We start from the raw sequence: 17449 nt of genomic DNA, 5'->3' as shown, positions 1-17449 counted from the left end.
TCAGCCCAGCCTCTCCGCGAGGCGGGCGAGCAGCTCGTCCTCGCTGAAGTCGTCGTACTCGTCGGTGCTCTCCGCCTGCTCCTGCGCCCGCGCCGCGATGAGCTCGGGCAGCACCCCGGCCAGGTGCTCGGTGAGGCCGTCCGCGCTCGGGTAGTCGAAGACCACCGAGGTCGGCAGGTCCTCGCCGACCTCCCGCGCCAGGGTGCGCGCGACGGTCACCACGGTCAGCGAGTCCATGCCCGCCTGGAAGAAGCCGGCGCCCCGGTCCAGCAGCGCCGGCGATTCCAGCCCCAGCGCGGCGGCCACGATCGCGGCGACCGCATCCCCGAGGATCGCGAGCCGCTGTTCCGGTGGGGCGGCGCGCAGCTCTTCCCGCAGTGCGGTGTCACCGGGTTCGGCGGTGCCGCCCGGCCGGATGTCGAGCTCGTCGACGATGCGCAGCGCGGCCCGCACCCGGTAGGCGGCGGCGAGCTGGGGCCAGTCGGCGTCGACGATCACCGACCGCACCGGCGCGCCGGGCGCGAGCGCCTGCGACAGCGCCCGGATCGCGGTGTCGTCGTCCATCGGGACCAGGCCGGAGCCGTCCGTGGTCGCACGCAGCGCCTCGTCCTGGCTCTCGTGCAGCGAGCGCCACAGGCCCCAGTTGATCGCCGTCGCCGGCAGTCCGGCGGCGCGGCGCGCGAAGGCGAGCGTGTCGAGGAGGGTCGTGGTGGCGGCGTAGTGCCCGAGCCACCGCGATCCGGTCAGGCCCGAGATCGACGTGAACAGCACGAAGTGATCGAGATCGGTGCCGCGGGAGAGCTTGTCGAGCACCGCCGCCGCGTCGAGCTTCGGGCGGAACATCGCGGCCACGTCCTCATCGCGCATGTGCGCCAGGGTCACGGGGCCGCCGCCGAACGCCGCGAGGTAGATCCCTCTCAGCCGCGGCAGGTCGTCGCCGAACCGCTGCAGGAGCGCCGCCATCGCGGTCTCGTCGGCGGCGTCCGCGGCGACGGTCACGAGCCTCGCTCCGCGGCCGGCGACCTCCGCCGCGAGCGCGTCCAGCCGATCGCCCGGGTTGCGGGACACCGCGACGACGGTGCCGGCACCGGCCCGCACCAGCTCGCGGATCACCGCCGGACCGAGGTTGCCCGTGGCGCCGACCACGAGGTGCGCACCGTCCGGGTCGAGCGGCGGGGGCGCCGCGACCGGGGCGGCGGGCCGCAGCCGCGGGACGTGACGGACGCCCGCGCGGTAGACCACCTGGTCCTCGACGGGGCGCTCCCCGGGCTGCGCCGCCTGCGCCACCTCGGCACGGAGGTAGCGGGCGAGAACCTGCTCCGGCACGGTCTCGTCCACGTCGAGCAGGCCGCCGAAGGCCTGCGGATGCTCCAGCGCGAGGGTGCGTCCGAGGCCCCACAGCACCGCCGGCGCCGGGGCGGCGCGGTCGCCCTCGTCGGCGGGCTGCGCGTTGCGCGTCACCAGGTGCAACCGCCCGGTGCCACGCGCCAGGAGTGCGGTCACCACGGCCCGGCCGACGGCGAACAGCGCGTAGCCGGGCCGCGGGTCGAGCGGGTCTCCCACCGCCGCGGGCGCGAGCACCACGCGCTCCGCCGCCGCGATCGCGGCCACCGCCGCATCGCTGGGAACCGTGGCCGGCGTGGCGAACTCCACGGTCGGGATCGTCGGGGTGCCGGCGCCGAGGGCGGCGGCCAGCGCGGTCGCGTCCGGGCCGTCGCCCACGACGACCCACGACGATGCGGCCGCCTCCTGCGCGGCCGGATCCTGGAGAGGGATGGACTGGGGGACCCAGTCCAGGCGGTACCGCCACGCCGCGGGCACGGCACCGTCGGACCCGCCGGTCGCCACGGTCTCCCCCGGCCGGACGACGGTGCCCCCGGCCAGCCAGTGCCGGCGGTGCTGCCACGGGGTGGTCGGCATCCGCCCCGCGACCCCGGCCGCCCCCGTGGCGGGCGCCGGCCGCGGCGGGCGGACCGCGGCGACGGCGCGGAGGAACGCGACGGCGTCGTCGCCGTCGCGGAGGAGCGTTCCCACCACGGCGCGTTCCGCCGGCAGCGTCGCGGCGATCGCCTGCGACAGAACGGGATGCGCGCCCACCTCGACGAAGCTCGCGTACTGCGCCGCGGCGGCGACGGCGCGGTGCAGCCGCACCGGCCGTCGCACGTTCGCGGTCCAGTAGGCGGCGTCGGTGCGCGGCGCGGCGCTCTCCTCGACGGTCGAGAAGAAGGGCAGCACGGGTGCCGCGGGCGTGATGTCGGACAGGGCGGCGGCGAGCCGGTCCAGGATCGGATCCATGTGCGCGGTGTGCGAGGCCACCCGCATCTCGACCCGCCGGGCGAACACGTTCTGCGCCACCGCGTCCGCGATCACGGCGTCGATCGCCGCCGGCGGACCCGCGACGCCGGTCTGCGCGGGCGCCGCGTGCACCGCGATCTCGACCCCCGGGTGGGGGGCGATGAGCGCGGCCGCCGTCTCCGGCGCGGCGCCGAGCATCGCGACGGCGCCGCCGTCGAGCTCGGCCATGAGCCGGCCGCGGGTCGCGACGACCCGCAGGCCCTGCGCGGGCGTGAGGGCGCCGGCGACGATCGCCGCCGTGACCTCGCCGACGGAGTGTCCGATCACCGCATCGGGCACGACGCCGTGCGCCCGCAGCGCCGCGACGAGGGCGAGCTGCAGTCCCACGAGGACGGGCTGCAGGCGGTCGTCGCGCTCGAGCGGCAGGCCCGCGGCGAGGGTCTCCTGGAGCGAGAAGCCCACCTGCGCGGTGAATTCCGGGTCGAGCTCGGCCACCGCGGCGGCGAACGCGGGCTCCTCCGCGAGGAGCGCCCGCCCCATGCCGGCCCACTGCGCGCCCTGCCCGGAGAAGACGAAGACGGTGCCCTCCGGTGCCGTTCCCTCCGTCGGCTCGGCGCCCTCCGTCGCTACGGGCTCGGCGCCGCGCACCGGGGTCACAGCGGGGTGCGGCTCGCCGGCGGCGAGGGCCCGCAGCCCGGCAGCGACGCCGGCCGCGTCCCGGGCGACGACGCTCGCGGACATCCCGTAGCGCGGGCGGCGGGCGAGGGCCGCGGCCGCCGCGGGCAGCGCGACGTCCGCGCCGGCACCGTCGAACCACTCCGCGAGGCGCGCCGCCCAGTCCTGCAGGCGCGGGGACGAGCCGGCCGAAACGGTCAGCACGGTGGGCCCGCCCGCCTCGGACGAGGGTTTCGGGGCGGGCACCGGCGGCGCCCCTTCGAGCACGACGTGCGCGTTGGTGCCGCCGAACCCGAACGACGAGACGCCGGCGCGGCGCGGCCGGTCCGTCTGCGGCCAGGGCCGGTTCTCGTGCACCACGGACAGGCGCAGCTGATCGAACGGGATGTGCGGGTTGGGCTCGGTGTAGTGCGGCGTGGCCGGGAGCATCCCGTGCCGCATCGCCAGCACCGTTTTGATCAGGCCGGCGAGGCCCGCGCCGCCCTCGAGGTGCCCGAGGTTGCCCTTCACCGAGCCGATCAGCAGCGGCGCGTCGGCCCGCCGGCCGCGGCCGAGGACACTGCCCAGCGCGCGGGCCTCGATGGGGTCGCCGAGCGGGGTGCCCGTGCCGTGGGCCTCCACGTAGTCCACGTCGCGCGGTGGCACGCCGGCGCCGGAGTAGGCGCTCCGCAGCACCGCCATCTGCGCGGCCGGGTTCGGTGCGAACAGGCCGTTCGACAGTCCGTCCTGGTTCACGGCACTGCCGCGGATCACGGCGAGCACGTCGTCGCCGTCGCGCTGCGCGTCGGTGAGCCGCTTGAGAACGACGACGCCGCACCCCTCGCCGCGCACGAATCCGTCCGCGGCGGCGTCGAAGGCGCGGCACACCCCCGAGGGCGAGAGCGCCCCGGACGCGTCGAAGCCCTGGAACACGCCCGGCGACAGCAGCAGGTTGACCCCGCCGACCAGGGCGGTGTCGGACTCGCCCAGCCGCAGCGACTGCGCGGCCAGGTGGACGGCGACCAGCGACGACGAGCACGCGGTGTCCACTGTGAGCGACGGGCCGCGGAGGTCGAGCAGGTACGACAGGCGGTTGGCGATGATGCTCAGCGCGCCGCCGGTGTTGCTCCACGCGTCGACCGTGGTGAGGTCCGACGACGCCAGGTGGCCGTACTCGCCGACGCACGCACCGACGAACACGCCGGTGCGGCTGCGGCGCAGCGCCTCCGGCGCGATGCCCGCGCGTTCGAGCGCCTCGTGCGCCACCTCGAGCAGGAGCCGCTGCTGCGGGTCCATGGCGGCCGCCTCGCGCGCCCCGATGCCGAAGAACTCCGCGTCGAACCCGGCCACGTCGTCGAGGAAGCCGCCCCACCGGGTGGTACGGGCGAGCACCGCGCCGACCTCGGCGCTGCCGTCGTCCCAGGGCGCCCACCGCTCGGCGGGCACCTCGCGGATCCCGGTGCGCCCCTCGGTCAGCAGCTCCCACAGCCGGTCCGGGTCATCGGCGCCGCCGGCGTACCGGCAGGACAGCCCGACGACGGCGATCGGCTCATCCGCGCGGCCGGCGGTGGCAACCGCCGCGTCCCCTCCTGGGTCGGCGGCGGTCTCCGGGGCACCGGTGAGGTGCGCGACGAGTCGATCGACGGTGGGGTGCTCGAAGAACTCGACCGGCGAGACCGGCCGACCGATGAACTCGCCGAGCTCGCCGGCGAGCACCACGGAATCCTTCGATCCCAGCCCGAGGTCCACCAGCGGCGAGCCCGGGTCGACGACGGACCGCTCGACGCCGAGGTGCTCCACCAGGTGATCGACCATCCACGCGCGGATCTGACCAGCATCCCGATGCACCGGTGTCATACGGCGTTCTCCTCCGCACTGTCGAACAGGCTGTCCAGCAATCCCTCGTCGGCGAACTCGTCGCCGCCGCGGTCCGCCGGCGGGGCCTCCACGGCGACACCGACCCGCTCCGCGAGGTGCCCGGCCAGGGAGCCGATGGTCGGGTGGTTCCACAGCATCGTCACCGACAGGTCGGTGCCCACGAGGACCTCGGCGTCGCGCCGGATGGACATGGCCATCACGGAGTTCAGCCCGATGTCGGCGAACGGACGATCCGCGGTCAGCTCGGCGGGATCGAGTCGCAGTTCCCGGGCGACGATGCCGCGCAGACCGTCCTCGATCAGGGAGAGCGCCGCCGCCGGTTCCATCGCGGTCCAGGCGGTGCCCGTCCCCGTCTCGGCGGCCGCGGTCGTATCGTCCGACGGTGCCGCGGGCCGCGGCATCATGACGACCTGCGTCGTGGCGTGCGCCGCCGCGTAGTCCCAGGCGGCGAAGGCCTCGCCCGCGCGGACGGGCCGGGAGCCCCTGCGTTCGAGCTCGTTCCGCACGACCTCGGCGTCGGCACCGAAGCCCATCGAGTCCCACGCGACCCAGTCCAGCGACAGGGTGTCGTCGGCGCCCTCGTTCTGCCGCCACCGGGCGAGCCCGTCGAGATAGGCGTTGGCCGCCGCGTACGCACCCTGCCCGGGAACGCCGTGCACCGCACCGGCGGACCCGACGAAGTGCAGGAAGTCGACGGTGCCGGGCGGGAACGCCTCGACGACGGCCCGCGCGCCCGCGACCTTCGGCGCGAGCACGTCGTGCACCTCGGCGGGCCGCAGCTCGGTGAGCAGCGTCGCCGACTGCACGCCCGCGGCGTGCACCACCCCGCGGATCGGCGGAGCGCCCCGCCGGTTCCGTTCCTCGACCAGATCCGCAAGGGCACCCGGCCGGCCGACGTCGAGCGCGACGGTGTCGACCGCAACGCCCCGGCGTTCGAGTGCGACGACGGCGTCGATGCGGCGGCGGGTGTCGGCATCGGTCACCTCGGCCCAGGTGTCCCGCTGCGGCAGTGCCGTCCGGCCCGCGAGCACGAGGCGGCGGGCGCCGTGGTCGGCGAGCCAGCCCGCGATGGCGGGTCCGAGCCCGCCCATGCCGCCGGTCACCAGGTACGCGGCGTCGGGGCGGCAGCGCAGCGGATAGCCCGCGCCGGAGGCGACGAGCGGCACGGGTGCGGCGGCCGCGACCCGGCCGGCCCGCAGGCGCAGCGGCTCGCGGACCCCACTGGCGGCCAGGACGTCCGCGATGACCGGGAGGTCGCCGGAGCCGGGGGATTCGAGGCCGGGGGCTTCGAGATCGAGCAGGCCGCCCCACAGCTGCGGGTGCTCGGCCGCGATCACGCCGGCCAGGCCCCACAGGACCGATTGCGCGGGGGCATCCGGCGCGGCGCCGTCGGCGGCGCCCGCGGTCACCAGCCAGAGGCGGCCGGGGCGCGGCGCGGCGGCCAGCTCTCGCACCAGCTCCAGCACGTCGCCGGTGTAGCGCTGCGCCGCAGCGAGATCGGTCTCGCCCGGGCGCGGCGCGGCCGCGTACACCACCCGGTCGACGGTGCCGCTCTCCTCCTCCGGGCGCACCCGCAGGCCGGCCGCTGCGAGGGCGTCCGCGAACCCGCGGGGGCCGCACACCGCCACCGTCGGCACCTGTTCCGGTCCGGCGCCGGGGGTCCAGGGTGACCACTCGAGCACGTGCACGATCTCGGAAGGGAGCGCATCGGGCACCTCGGCGGCGCCGTCGAGGGCGGCGAACCGCAGCCCCCGGACGGCGGCGATCGGAGCACCGTCGGGCCCGATGACGTCCAGGTCGACGCCGTCGAGAAGGGGCTCGGCCCCCTGCAGCGGTCGCCCGGGGCGGCTGGCCCGGACGATGATCCGCGCGCCGCCCGGCCCCGGTGCGCCGGGGGCGTGCAGCGAGCGCACCGCCGCGGGGACCAACAGCCCGGGCTCGTCCGGAGCGATCAGCCGCGCCACGGACACGGCCGCGTCGAGCAGTGCGGTGAGCGGCGCACGCTCGGCGTCGACGGTGACCTCGAGCACGTCGGCCTCCCCGCGCGCGGCCTCCGCGGTCCACGGGTACGGGGTGCCGGAGACGCCCCACTCGGTGGGCGGGCCGGCGAACGCGGCCCGCTCGTCCGCAGCGGGTCCGGCGGGCGCGAGCGGCGTGGGCGCGGAGCCGGCGGCGAACGCTGCGACGGCGTGCGTGGTCCACGGGCCCGCGGCGTCGGGGGCGCTCGCGAGCGTGAGCGCGTCGTCCTCGGCGAGGACCTGGATCACGAGCTCGCGGTCGAGGACGAGGGGCCGTTCGAAGGCGAGTCGGGTGACGCCGGCCGCGCCCACATCGGCGGCCGCGGCGGCGAAGGTGTGCAGCAGCACCGACATCGGCACCACCTCGACGTCACGGATCCGGTGGTAGCCGGGGTACGGGCGGGCCGCGGGCGCGATCCGGGCCCGCCACAGGTGCGCGGCGTGTGCGCCGGCGACCGGGATGTGCCCGCCGAGCAGCGTGCCCGGGCGCGGTACGAGGCCCGGACCGGCGGTGCGGCGGGCGGGACGGACCCAGTACCGCTCGTGCCGCCAGGGCGTGACGGGCAGGTCGATGTGGCGGCCCGCCGAGGTGGCCGCCGCAGGCCGGCCGACGACGGCGAGCGCGGTATGGAAGTCGAGCGTCTCGTCGCCGCCGCGCACGCCCGTGCCGGTGATCCGATGCTGCGGCCCCGCCGCGGGTGCTGCGAGGGACTCGGCGAGCGCGTGCGTCAGGAGCGGGTGCGGGGAGACCTCGACGAACGAGCCCCAGCGGTCGCCCGCGGCGCGCACCGCGTCGACGAAACGGACCGGGGCGCGCAGGTTCTCGACCCAGTAGTCGGAGTCGAAGGTCGGCGCCTGGGCACCGGGCCACACGGTGGACAGCACGGGGATCGACGGTGTCCTGGGGGTCAACCCGGCCAGTTCGGCGCGCAGCTCGGCCAGGATGGGGTCGACGGTCGCATGGTGCGAGGCGACATCCACCTCCACCCGGCGGGCCAGCAGGCCGCGCGCGTCGACATCGTCGATCAGCTCGGCGATCCGGCGCGGCTCCCCCGCGACGACGGTCTGCCGCGGCGACGCGATCACGGCGACCGAGACCCCGGCGTACCCCGCGACGAGCTGCTGCGCGGCGGCCTCGTCCATCTCGATGAGCGCCATCGCGCCCCGGCCGGACAGCTCGCGGCGCATGAGCCGCGAGCGGGTGCAGATCACCCGCAGGCCGTCCGCCACCGACAGCCCGCCCGCGACGACCGCCGCGGTGACCTCGCCCATCGAGTGGCCGATCACCGCGTCGGGCACCACGCCGTGTGCGCGCCACAGCGCGACGAGCGCGAGTTGCATCCCGACGAGGAGCGGCTGGATCCGGTCGATCCCCTCCACCGCGTCACTCGATCGGAGCGTGTGTTCCAGCGAGAAGCCCGCGTGCTCGCTGAAGACGGGGTCGAGCTCGGCGACGGCCGCGGCGAAGGCGGGCTCGGCGGCGAGCAACTGCCGGCCCATTCCCGCCCACTGCGAGCCCTGGCCGGAGAACACGAACACGGTGCCGGACATGGGCGCGGCTTCGCGCGGCGGGACCACGCCCGCCCCGAGGCCGGTGCCCGCGGCGAGGGCGCGCAGGCCGCCGACCGCGGCGGCGCGGTCGCTCGCCACGACGGTGCCGGTGTACCGCCCGCGTGCGCGCCGCGTCGCGAGCGCCGCCGCGAGCGCGGCCGGATCGACGTCCGCGCCGGCGGTCCCGAGCCAGTCGGCGAGCGCGCCCGCGTAGTCGTACACCCGCTCCGGGGAGGCTGCCGACACGTCGAGCCGGGCCGGGCACGCCGGACTCCGGGCGCCGTCGTCCACCGCCGCCCCGGCGACGGGAACCGGTGCCGCGGGCGCTTGCTCGAGCACGACATGCGCATTGGTGCCGCCGAAACCGAACGCCGACACCCCTGCTCGGCGCGGGCGGTCGACCGCGGGCCAGGCCGTGTGCTCCGCCACGACGCGCAACCGGTGCGCGTCGAACGGGATGTGCGGGTTGGGCGTGGTGAAACCGGCGTCGCCCGGGATGCGCGCGGAGCCCAGTGCGAGCACGGCCTTGATGAATCCGGCGACACCCGCCGCAGCCTCGAGGTGGCCCAGGTTCGATTTGACCGCGCCGAGCAGCAGGGGCGCGTACGGCGGCCGGCCGCGGCCGAGCACGCCCCCGAGCGCGCGGGCCTCGATCGGGTCTCCGAGCAGCGTTCCGGTGCCGTGGGTCTCCACGTAATCCACCTCGCCCGGTGCGATGCCCGCGTCCGCGTAGGCGGCGCGGAGCACCGCGGTCTGCGCGGCGGGATTCGGCGCGGTGAGGCCGTTCGATCGACCGTCCTGGTTGACCGCCGAGCCGCGCACCACCGCGAGCACGCGGTCACCGTCGCGCTGGGCGTCCGCGAGCCGCTTGAGCACGACCGCGCCGCAGCCCTCGCCGCGCACGTAGCCGTCGGCGGCGGCGTCGAAGGAGTGGCAGCGGCCCGTCGGCGACATCGCCGAGAGCTGGTCGAAGCTGCGGGTGATGGCGGGCGAGAGCAGCGTGTTGACGCCGGCGGCGATCGCGAGATCGGTCTCGCCGGTACGCAGGCTGCGGCAGGCCAGGTGGATGGCGACCAGCGATGACGAGCACGCGGTGTCGACCGTCACGGAGGGGCCGCGCAGATCGAGCGTGTACGAGACGCGGTTGGCGATCACGCTGAGGGCGCCGCCCGTGCCGGACCATCCGTCCACCGCACTGAGATCGCCGGTCACGAGGGAGCCGTACTCGGCGGAGCATGCGCCGGCGAAGACACCGGTGGCCGATCGGCCGAGCGCATCGACCGGGATGCCGGCGTGTTCCAGCGCCTCGTGCGCCACCTCCAGGAGCAGGCGCTGCTGCGGATCCATCTTCTCGGCCTCGTTCGGCGAGATACCGAAGTGTTCGGCGTCGAAGGCGGCGACATCCGTCAGGAAGGCACCCCACCGGGTGGTGCTGCGCGCGGCCTCGGCGGTCCGGGGGTCGTCGCCCACGAAGTCGTCCCAGCGACCGTCGGGCACCTCGCCGACCGCGCAGACCCCGGATTCGAGGAAGGACCAGTAGGCGTCCGGACCCGAGATACCCGCCGGGAAGCGGCAACCCAGGCCGATGACCGCGACCGGATCGTTGCCGTGGGCCGACCGACCGGCGGCGCCCGCGGCCTCGGGCACGGTGGCGCCGGCCAGCGCGGCCGCGAGCGCGTTCACGGACGGGTGCTCGAACAGCTCCTCGACCCCGACGCTGCGGCCCAGCAGTTCGCCGAGCTCGCCCGCGAGGACGACGGCCTGGGTCGACCCGACACCGAGGTCGCGCACGGGCGTGTCCGGGTCCACCCGGTCGCGTTCGCACCCGACCACATCGACGAGGTGATCGATCAACCACCTGCGCAGTGCGGCCTCATCGGGCGCGGACGTCATTCGGACCCACCGAACCGCTCGAGGGCCCCGGATCGGTACAGGTTCGCGGTTTCCCGGCGCCGCGGCTTACCGCTGGTGGTGACGGGGATGGCCCCCTGCGGGACCAACGCCACCTCGGCCACCCGGAGGGCGTGCTTGTGCGAGATCGCCGCGGCCACCTCGGTACGCACCTTGTGCTGCAACGCCGCCAGCTCGTCGGGGTCGGCGGGCGGCCGGCGCAGTTCCGCCACCACGACGAGCCGGTCCGTTCCCTCACCGGGTACGGCCAGCGCCGCCGTACGGGCTCCGCTGTGCACCGTGACGGTGGCCTCGATGTCGTCCGGGTAGTGGTTGCGTCCGTCGATGACGATGAGATCCTTGATCCGGCCCACCAGGAACAGCTCGCCCTCGAAGAACACGCCGAGATCACCGGTGCGCATCCACGGCCCCTCCGGCGTCCCCTCCGATGGTGCGTTCAGCACACCGTGGAAGACCTCGGCGGTCCGAACGGGATCGCGCCAGTACCCCTGGGCCATGCTCTCGCCGTACGCCCAGATCTCGCCGACCTGCCCGTCCCGGCACTCGGTGCAGGTCTCGGTGTCGACGATGCGGTAGGTCGTGTTCCGGGGATGGCCCAGCCCCACCTGTTCGCTGGCCCGGTCCACGGCATCGCCTTCGACGCGCAGGGCGTATCCCGCGGCGAGCTTCTCCAGATCGAAGGGGACGACGGAGAGTTCTCCTCCGGGGACGAGCGAGGAGACGTACAGGGTCGCCTCGGCCAGACCGTACCCCGGAATCTGCACGCCCTCGCGCAGTCCGAAGGCGGCGAACCGCTCGTTGAACCGGCGGGCGGTGCCGGCCTGCACCCGCTCCGCCCCGTTGACGATGCCGTGCACGCCGGCCAGCGACAGTCCGTCGAGGTCCTCGTCGCGGGTGCGGCGGACCGCGAGATCGAAGGCGAAGTTGGGTGCCGCCGATTGCGCGGACGGGTGGCTCGCGAGCAGCTGCATCCAGCGGGCGGGCTTCTGCAGGAAGGACATCGGACTCGTTACGACGCTGCGCACGCCGAGACCCAGCGGCGCCAGGATCCCCACCATCAGGCCCATGTCGTGGAAGAGCGGCAGCCAGGACACGTACGTCGTGTCGGGCGAGGGCGTGCCGCCGACGTCGGCGTAGTGGTCGGCTCGGATCTGCTCGATGTTCGCGGTGATGTTCCGGTGCGAGACGATCACGCCGGACGGGGTCCCGGTCGATCCGGACGTGTACTGCAGCAGCGCCGGTCGGTCACCGTCGTGCTCCGTGCGGTACGGCGGTGCCGGACTGTCGTAGTCGAGAGCGTCCAGCTCGATGACGGAGATGCGCTGCCCTACCACCGCGTTCACGGACGGCAGGACCGCGTCGATCGCGCTGGTGGTGGTGAGCACCGCGACGGGCTCGCAGCTCTCGAGGACACGGGAGGCGCGCTCGTCGTGGGCTCCGAAGAGCGGAACGGACAGCGGAACGGCGATGAGGCCCGCCTCGAGCGCTCCGAGGAAGCCGACGATGTAGTCCATCGACTGCGGCGCGAGAATCGCGACGCGATCGCCGGCGGCGCCGAAGCGCAGCAACTCGGCCGCCACCACCTGGACGCGGGTGTAGAGCTCCGACCAGGTGAGCGTTTCGGCGTAGCCGTCCGGATCGACGTCGTAGTCGACGAAGGTGAAGGCGGGCTCATCGGCCTCGGTCCGCGCTCGGCGCTCCAGGACTACCGGGATCAGATCGATCGAGTCAGGGGTCAAAACCACTTCGTCATCACACCTTTCGTGCCCGTCAGCGCAGGAAGTACGCACCCGACAGTGCCGAGGGATTCACCTTCGCCGGCACATCGGCTTCCCCATCTTTTGCAACTGCGAAGAGTATGACACGGATCCCATCGACGGGCATCGCGATCACCGCCTCGCCTCATCTTTTTCGGCGGCGGATCGCTTCCGACCTGCACGGCACGCGAATCATGTTCGCTGCCAGATCAAGTCGAAACGGTCGTCAGATCGCCCCCGCCGCAGGCGGCCGCGACACGGCGAGACAGTGCTCAACATCCGCGGCCACCTCGGCGCCGTGGTCCTCGAGATAGAAGTGGTGCCCGTCGAAGATTCTCAACTGGAAATCGTTCGTGGTGCGCGATGCCCACGGTTGAATATTGTTCTCGTTCGCAATGCGATCATCCGATCCGCCGTACGCACGGATCGGACAGGCCAGGAGCGCATCCTCCGGCACCCGGTACCGGGTGATGGCGTGGAAGCCGCGCAGCGTGGGCAGGATCCGCGCCGCGAACTCCTCGTTCGCGAGCGCTCTCGCGTCGATCCCGGTCATGTCCGCGGCCGCCGCCAGCAGAGCATCGTCCGAATCCGCGAGGTCACCGAACCCACTGTGCCCGGGTGCCGCGCACGCCGAGACGAACAGAGCGTCCACCGGCCGGCCCGCGGCGGCGAACCGGCGCGCCATCTCGAACGCCACGAGGCCACCCATGCTGTGCCCGAAGAACGCCACCGCACCGTCGCCGACGCGTTCCGGCGAGAGCTTGCGCCACAGCCTGTCGGCCAGCGCCTCGATGCTGCTCAGGCCCGCCACGTCGTGCGTCCCGCCCCGCCCGGGGTACGGCACCGCGACCCTCGTGACCGCCGGCGAGAACCGCTGGGCGAACGGCGCGTAGTACGCGGGCGCGCCGCCCGCGTGCGGGAAGATGAACAACGTCGCTTCACTCATCACTGCAACTTAACCACGACGAGTGCGCGCGCGCCCGGACCACGGGCGCGCGCGGAGATGCGGTCAGAGCAGCGACACCACCTCGTCCGCGCAGCCCCAACTCAGCGTCACGCCGGCGCCGCCGTGGCCGTAGCAATGGACCACATCGCCCTCGCGCTCGAGGCGCACCGTCGGGCGCGAGGGCCGCAGGCCGATGTTCCGGCCGATCACCTTCGCATCGGCGAGCTCGGGCACGAGTGCGCGCGCCCGCGCCAGGATCGCGTCCTCGGTGGCGGGGTCGACAACGAGATCCTCGGCGGCGTGATCCTCGGTGCCGCCGACCACGATGTCGCGCGATCGCGGGACGACGTACGTCGGGTTCCGGAGGTCGTTGTCGTCGATCCACCAGCGGTCGACGCCCACCTGTTCGAGGTAGACGACCTGACCCCGCACCGGCTTCATGGTCGTGTCGCCGACGAGCTCGCGGGCGCCGAGCCCGGTCGCGTTGACGACGATCCCGTCCAGCTCCGCGAGTGAGGCCACGTCCCGCTGCGCGATGGTGCCGCCCAACTCGCGCACGCGCGCGACGAGCCACGGCAGGTAGACCGGCATCTCGATCACCGGCGAGACGAAGCTCCATCCCTCGGCGTAACCGGGGCGCGGTTCGACGATCCGGTCCACCGCGGGGACGGCGGAGGTCCACCACGGCTCGGCGACGCGCTCGCGGAAGATCTCCGTGCCGGGCGTCATCACGACGCCGTCGGCGCCGCGCGCGGCGAGGGCGGTGAACTCGGCGAGCGTCGCGGCGGACCAGCCGGTCACGCGGTCGCGGGGCTCCGCCAGGTACGGGTACCAGACGGCGGCGGCCACCGCGGAGGTCAGGTCGGGGGTGAGGTTCCGTCCGACGACGCGCACGCGGTGACCGGCCTCCAACAGACGCACCGCGCACGACAGCCCGATCACGCCCGCACCGACGATCGTCACTTCAGCCATGCGTCCACCCTGTCATGCGCAACTCCGGGCGCGACGGCGGTTCCCGTGATGCCGCCGCCTCTTCACGATTGCAGCGTAGGCTTTGCGGTGGCATCACCCGATCGAATCACCCACTGAGACAAGGACCTGCCATGAGCGAATACGTCGCCGTCATCTCCCTGCCCACCCGCGCCGCCACGTACGAGGAGTACTCCGAGCTCAAGAACACCGCGGACACGTACGGCGTCATCTCGTCGGCGATCGTCGAGCGCAACGCCGACGGCACCTACGACATCCCGGAGACCACCGACGGCACGACGGGCACCGGCACGCTCAGCGGTTCGCTCATCGGCATGCTCGTGGGCGTTCTCGGCGGCCCGGTGGGCATGCTGCTCGGCATGTCGGTGGGTACGGCGACGGGCGCGCTGGTGGACGCGAGCAACCTCGACGACAGCGACGACGTGATCTCGCTCTTCGCGCAGCAGCTCCCGCCCGGCAACAACGCGATCATCGTGCAGACCGAGGAGCCCACCACCGACGCGCTCGACGCGCAGGTGGCCCGGGCCGGCGGCCGTATCGCGCGCCGTCCGCTCGACGAGGTGATCAGCGAGCTCGAGGCGCAGCAGGACGCCGCGGACGCCGCCGCGAAGGCCGCCCGCAAGGCCGCGCACGAGCAGAAGAAGCAGGAGCGCCACGAGAAGAACGAGGAGCGGATCAGCGCCCTCAAGGCGAAGTTCCAGCGCGACTGATCGCCCATCTCGTTAGGCTCGCCATGTGAGTGATTACCAGTTCCTGCAGGCAGCGCCCCCCGGTCCCTCCTTCGAGAGGAGCTGGCCCGTCCGCACCGGCGACGTCGACCCGGCGCGGCGGGTCCGGCTCGACGGGATCGCGCGCTACCTGCAGGACATGGCGAACGACGAGATGTTCCACCGTGGATTCGACGCCACCGACCCGTACTGGCTGGTGCGCCGGAGCATCATCGACGTGCACGCGCCGCTGCACTGGCCGTCGGACGTCACCCTGCTGCGCTGGTGCGAGTCCACCAGCTCCCGCTGGTGCAACATGCGGATCACGCTGCGCGGCAGCGCGGGCGGACACGTGGAGACCGAGGCCTTCTGGATCCGGTTCAGCGCGGACTCCGGTATGCCCACGCACATCAGCGACGGCGGCATGGAGTACCTGCAGCAGTACGTGACCGAGACGCGGCTGCGCTGGAAGGCGCTCAACACCGCGACGCCGCCGGAGCCGTCCGCCGCCGACTACACGGTGAAGCTGCGTGCCACCGATTTCGATCCGTACCAGCACCTCAACAATGCGGCGTACCTGCAGCTGGTCGAGGACGACCTGAACGGCGATCCCCTGCTCGCGGCCCCGCACCGCGCCGTCATCGAGTACCTGGCGCCGATCCCCCTGGGCTCGAGCGTGCAGGTGCGCTTCGAGCGCGACGACGCCGGCTACCGGCAGTGGCTCTACCTGCTGGACGGCGACGGCGCGCCCGCCCGGAAGCCGGCCTCCGCCGTGTCGGTGGTCCCGCTGCCCGGCGAGCCCTTCGCGCCGCCCGCGCCGTGGCCGCCGGAGCAGGTCGACCGCATCGAGTGGCGGGCCTGACCGCGAGAACCGGTCGAAACGGCGCATCGCCCCGGGGCGGCGTAGCGCCATTCCGTTCGCAGGCCTAAGCTCCTTGAGGTAGATAGCTACGATCTTCTAACCTTAAGGACGGAACGTTTTGGCGCCGGCCCTGCTCGACACGCCCGCATCGAGGCCGCACAGCGACTCGTACAAGTGGATCGCCCTGTCCAACACCACGCTCGGGATGCTGATCGCGACGATCAACAGCTCGATCGTGTTGATCGCCCTGCCCGACATCTTCAAGGGCATCCACCTCAATCCCCTCGAGCCGGGCAACACCAGCTACCTGCTCTGGATGATGATGGGCTTCCTCGTGGTGACCGCCGTGCTGGTCGTCGCCTTCGGCCGGCTCGGCGACATGTTCGGGCGCGCCCGCATGTACAACATGGGCTTCTTCATCTTCTCGGTCTCGTCGGTCTTCCTGGCGGCGACCTGGTTCGACGGGCACCCGGCCGCGCTCTGGCTGATCGGCTGGCGCGTGGTGCAGGGGATCGGAGGCGCCTTCCTCATGGCGAACAGCTCGGCGATCCTCACCGATGCGTTCCCGGCCGATCAGCGCGGCCTCGCGCTCGGCATCAACAGCGTGGCGGCGATCGCCGGATCCTTCCTCGGCCTGATCATCGGCGGCGTCCTCGCGCCGATCAACTGGCACCTGATCTTCCTGGTCTCCGTTCCCTTCGGCGTGGCCGGCACGGTCTGGGCGTACCTCAAGCTGGAGGACCGGGGCGCCCGCGTCCCGGCGAGCATGGACTGGTGGGGCAACCTGACCTTCGCCGTCGGCCTCATCGCGGTCCTCGTCGGCATCACGTACGGCATCCAGCCCTACGGCGGGCACGCGATGGGCTGGACCTCGCCGTTCGTCCTCGCCTGCCTCCTGGGCGGCGCCGCCGTCCTCGCGGTCTTCTGCCTCGTCGAGCTCAAGGCCGAGTCGCCGTTGTTCGACCTGCACCTGTTCCGGAACCGGGCGTTCCTGTGGGGCAATGTCGCGAACCTGTGCGGTTCGCTCGGCCGCGGTGGCCTGCAGTTCATGCTCATCATCTGGCTGCAGGGCATCTGGCTGCCGCAGCACGGCTACGACTACACGCAGACGCCCCTGTGGGCGGGCATCTACATGGTGCCGATGACCGTCGGTTTCCTGCTCTCCGCCCCGATCTCGGGTGCCCTCTCGGACCGGATCGGCGGCCGCGCGCTGAGCTCGGCCGGCCTGATCATCACCGCCCTCACCTTCCTCGCGCTCATCGCGCTGCCGGTGGACTTCGCCTACTGGGCCTTCGCCGTGATCCTGTTCGTCAACGGCGTCGGCATGGGCATGTTCGGCTCGCCCAACCGCGCAGTGGTGATGAACTCGCTGCCCGCGACCTCCCGCGGGTCGGGCTCGGGCATGATGACCACCTTCCAGAACTCCGCGATGGTGCTCTCGATCGGCCTGTTCTTCTCGCTGATGATCGCGGGGCTGTCGAGCTCGCTGCCGGGCGCCATGTCGACGGGCCTGCAGGAGGGCGGGGTGCCGGCGCAGTACGCGTCGGAGATCGCGGCCCTCCCGCCGGTGGCGGTGCTGTTCGCGGCCTTCCTCGGTTACAACCCGGTGCAGGAACTGCTCGGGCCGCACCTGGCGCAGCTGCACCTCACCGCGGAGCAGTCGCAGCACCTGACGGGCCTGCAGTTCTTCCCGCACCTGATCTCCGAGCCCTTCCGCTCGGGCCTGGAGCTGGCGTTCACCTTCGCCGCGCTGGTGTGCCTCCTCGGCGCGGTCGCCTCGCTGCTCACCGGCGGGACGAAGTCCGAGGGTACGCCCGACGCCGACGCCGAGACGCTCGAGTCCGAGGCCGACGAGGTCGAGACGATCGCCCGGTACTGAT

8 protein-coding genes are annotated in these 17449 nt (G+C 73.5%); 3 read left to right on the top strand and 5 right to left on the bottom strand.

What is annotated here, in order from left to right; translation table 11 throughout:
• The 5 genes from FK530_RS02610 to FK530_RS02590 form a co-directional block, all read right to left on the bottom strand.
• Window positions 1–4806 carry a type I polyketide synthase gene (locus tag FK530_RS02610; RefSeq protein WP_146485402.1) on the bottom strand — a complete coding sequence of 1602 codons (4806 nt, stop codon included), beginning with the start codon at window positions 4804–4806 and terminating at the stop codon, window positions 1–3.
• Window positions 4803–10289 (bottom strand): type I polyketide synthase, encoded by a 5487-nt coding sequence (locus FK530_RS02605; protein WP_146485401.1) that lies wholly within the window; start codon window positions 10287–10289, stop codon window positions 4803–4805. Before FK530_RS02605 ends, FK530_RS02610 begins: the two co-directional genes overlap by 4 nt.
• Window positions 10286–12052 (bottom strand): AMP-binding protein, encoded by a 1767-nt coding sequence (locus FK530_RS02600; RefSeq protein WP_231706469.1) that lies wholly within the window; start codon window positions 12050–12052, stop codon window positions 10286–10288. Before FK530_RS02600 ends, FK530_RS02605 begins: the two co-directional genes overlap by 4 nt.
• 238 nt (window positions 12053–12290) lie before the next feature.
• Window positions 12291–13010 carry a thioesterase II family protein gene (locus FK530_RS02595; protein WP_146485400.1) on the bottom strand — a complete coding sequence of 240 codons (720 nt, stop codon included), beginning with the start codon at window positions 13008–13010 and terminating at the stop codon, window positions 12291–12293.
• A gap of 63 nt (window positions 13011–13073) precedes the next feature.
• On the bottom strand, window positions 13074–13982 hold the full coding sequence (locus FK530_RS02590; RefSeq protein WP_146485399.1) for an FAD-dependent oxidoreductase: 909 nt from the start codon (window positions 13980–13982) through the stop codon (window positions 13074–13076).
• Between the two features lie 131 nt (window positions 13983–14113).
• On the opposite strand from FK530_RS02590, the gene FK530_RS02585 reads away from it, so the two are divergent.
• The 3 genes from FK530_RS02585 (at window position 14114) to FK530_RS02575 (ending at window position 17448) form a co-directional block, all read left to right on the top strand.
• Complete coding sequence (locus FK530_RS02585; protein WP_146485398.1) at window positions 14114–14710, top strand: DUF1269 domain-containing protein; 597 nt, start codon at window positions 14114–14116, stop codon at window positions 14708–14710.
• Window positions 14711–14735: 25 nt separating this feature from the next.
• Complete coding sequence (locus tag FK530_RS02580) at window positions 14736–15569, top strand: acyl-[acyl-carrier-protein] thioesterase (protein ID WP_146485397.1); 834 nt, start codon at window positions 14736–14738, stop codon at window positions 15567–15569.
• A 118-nt stretch (window positions 15570–15687) separates the two neighbouring features.
• On the top strand, window positions 15688–17448 hold the full coding sequence (locus FK530_RS02575; protein WP_231706468.1) for an MFS transporter: 1761 nt from the start codon (window positions 15688–15690) through the stop codon (window positions 17446–17448).
• Window position 17449: the final 1 nt, after the last annotated feature.

Origin of the sequence: Tsukamurella conjunctivitidis, assembly GCF_007858475.1 — a bacterium.
Taxonomy (GTDB): Bacteria; Actinomycetota; Actinomycetes; order Mycobacteriales; family Mycobacteriaceae; genus Tsukamurella; species Tsukamurella conjunctivitidis.
Note: the sequence above shows the minus strand (reverse complement) of the source record. Positions and strands in the feature narration are given on the sequence as shown.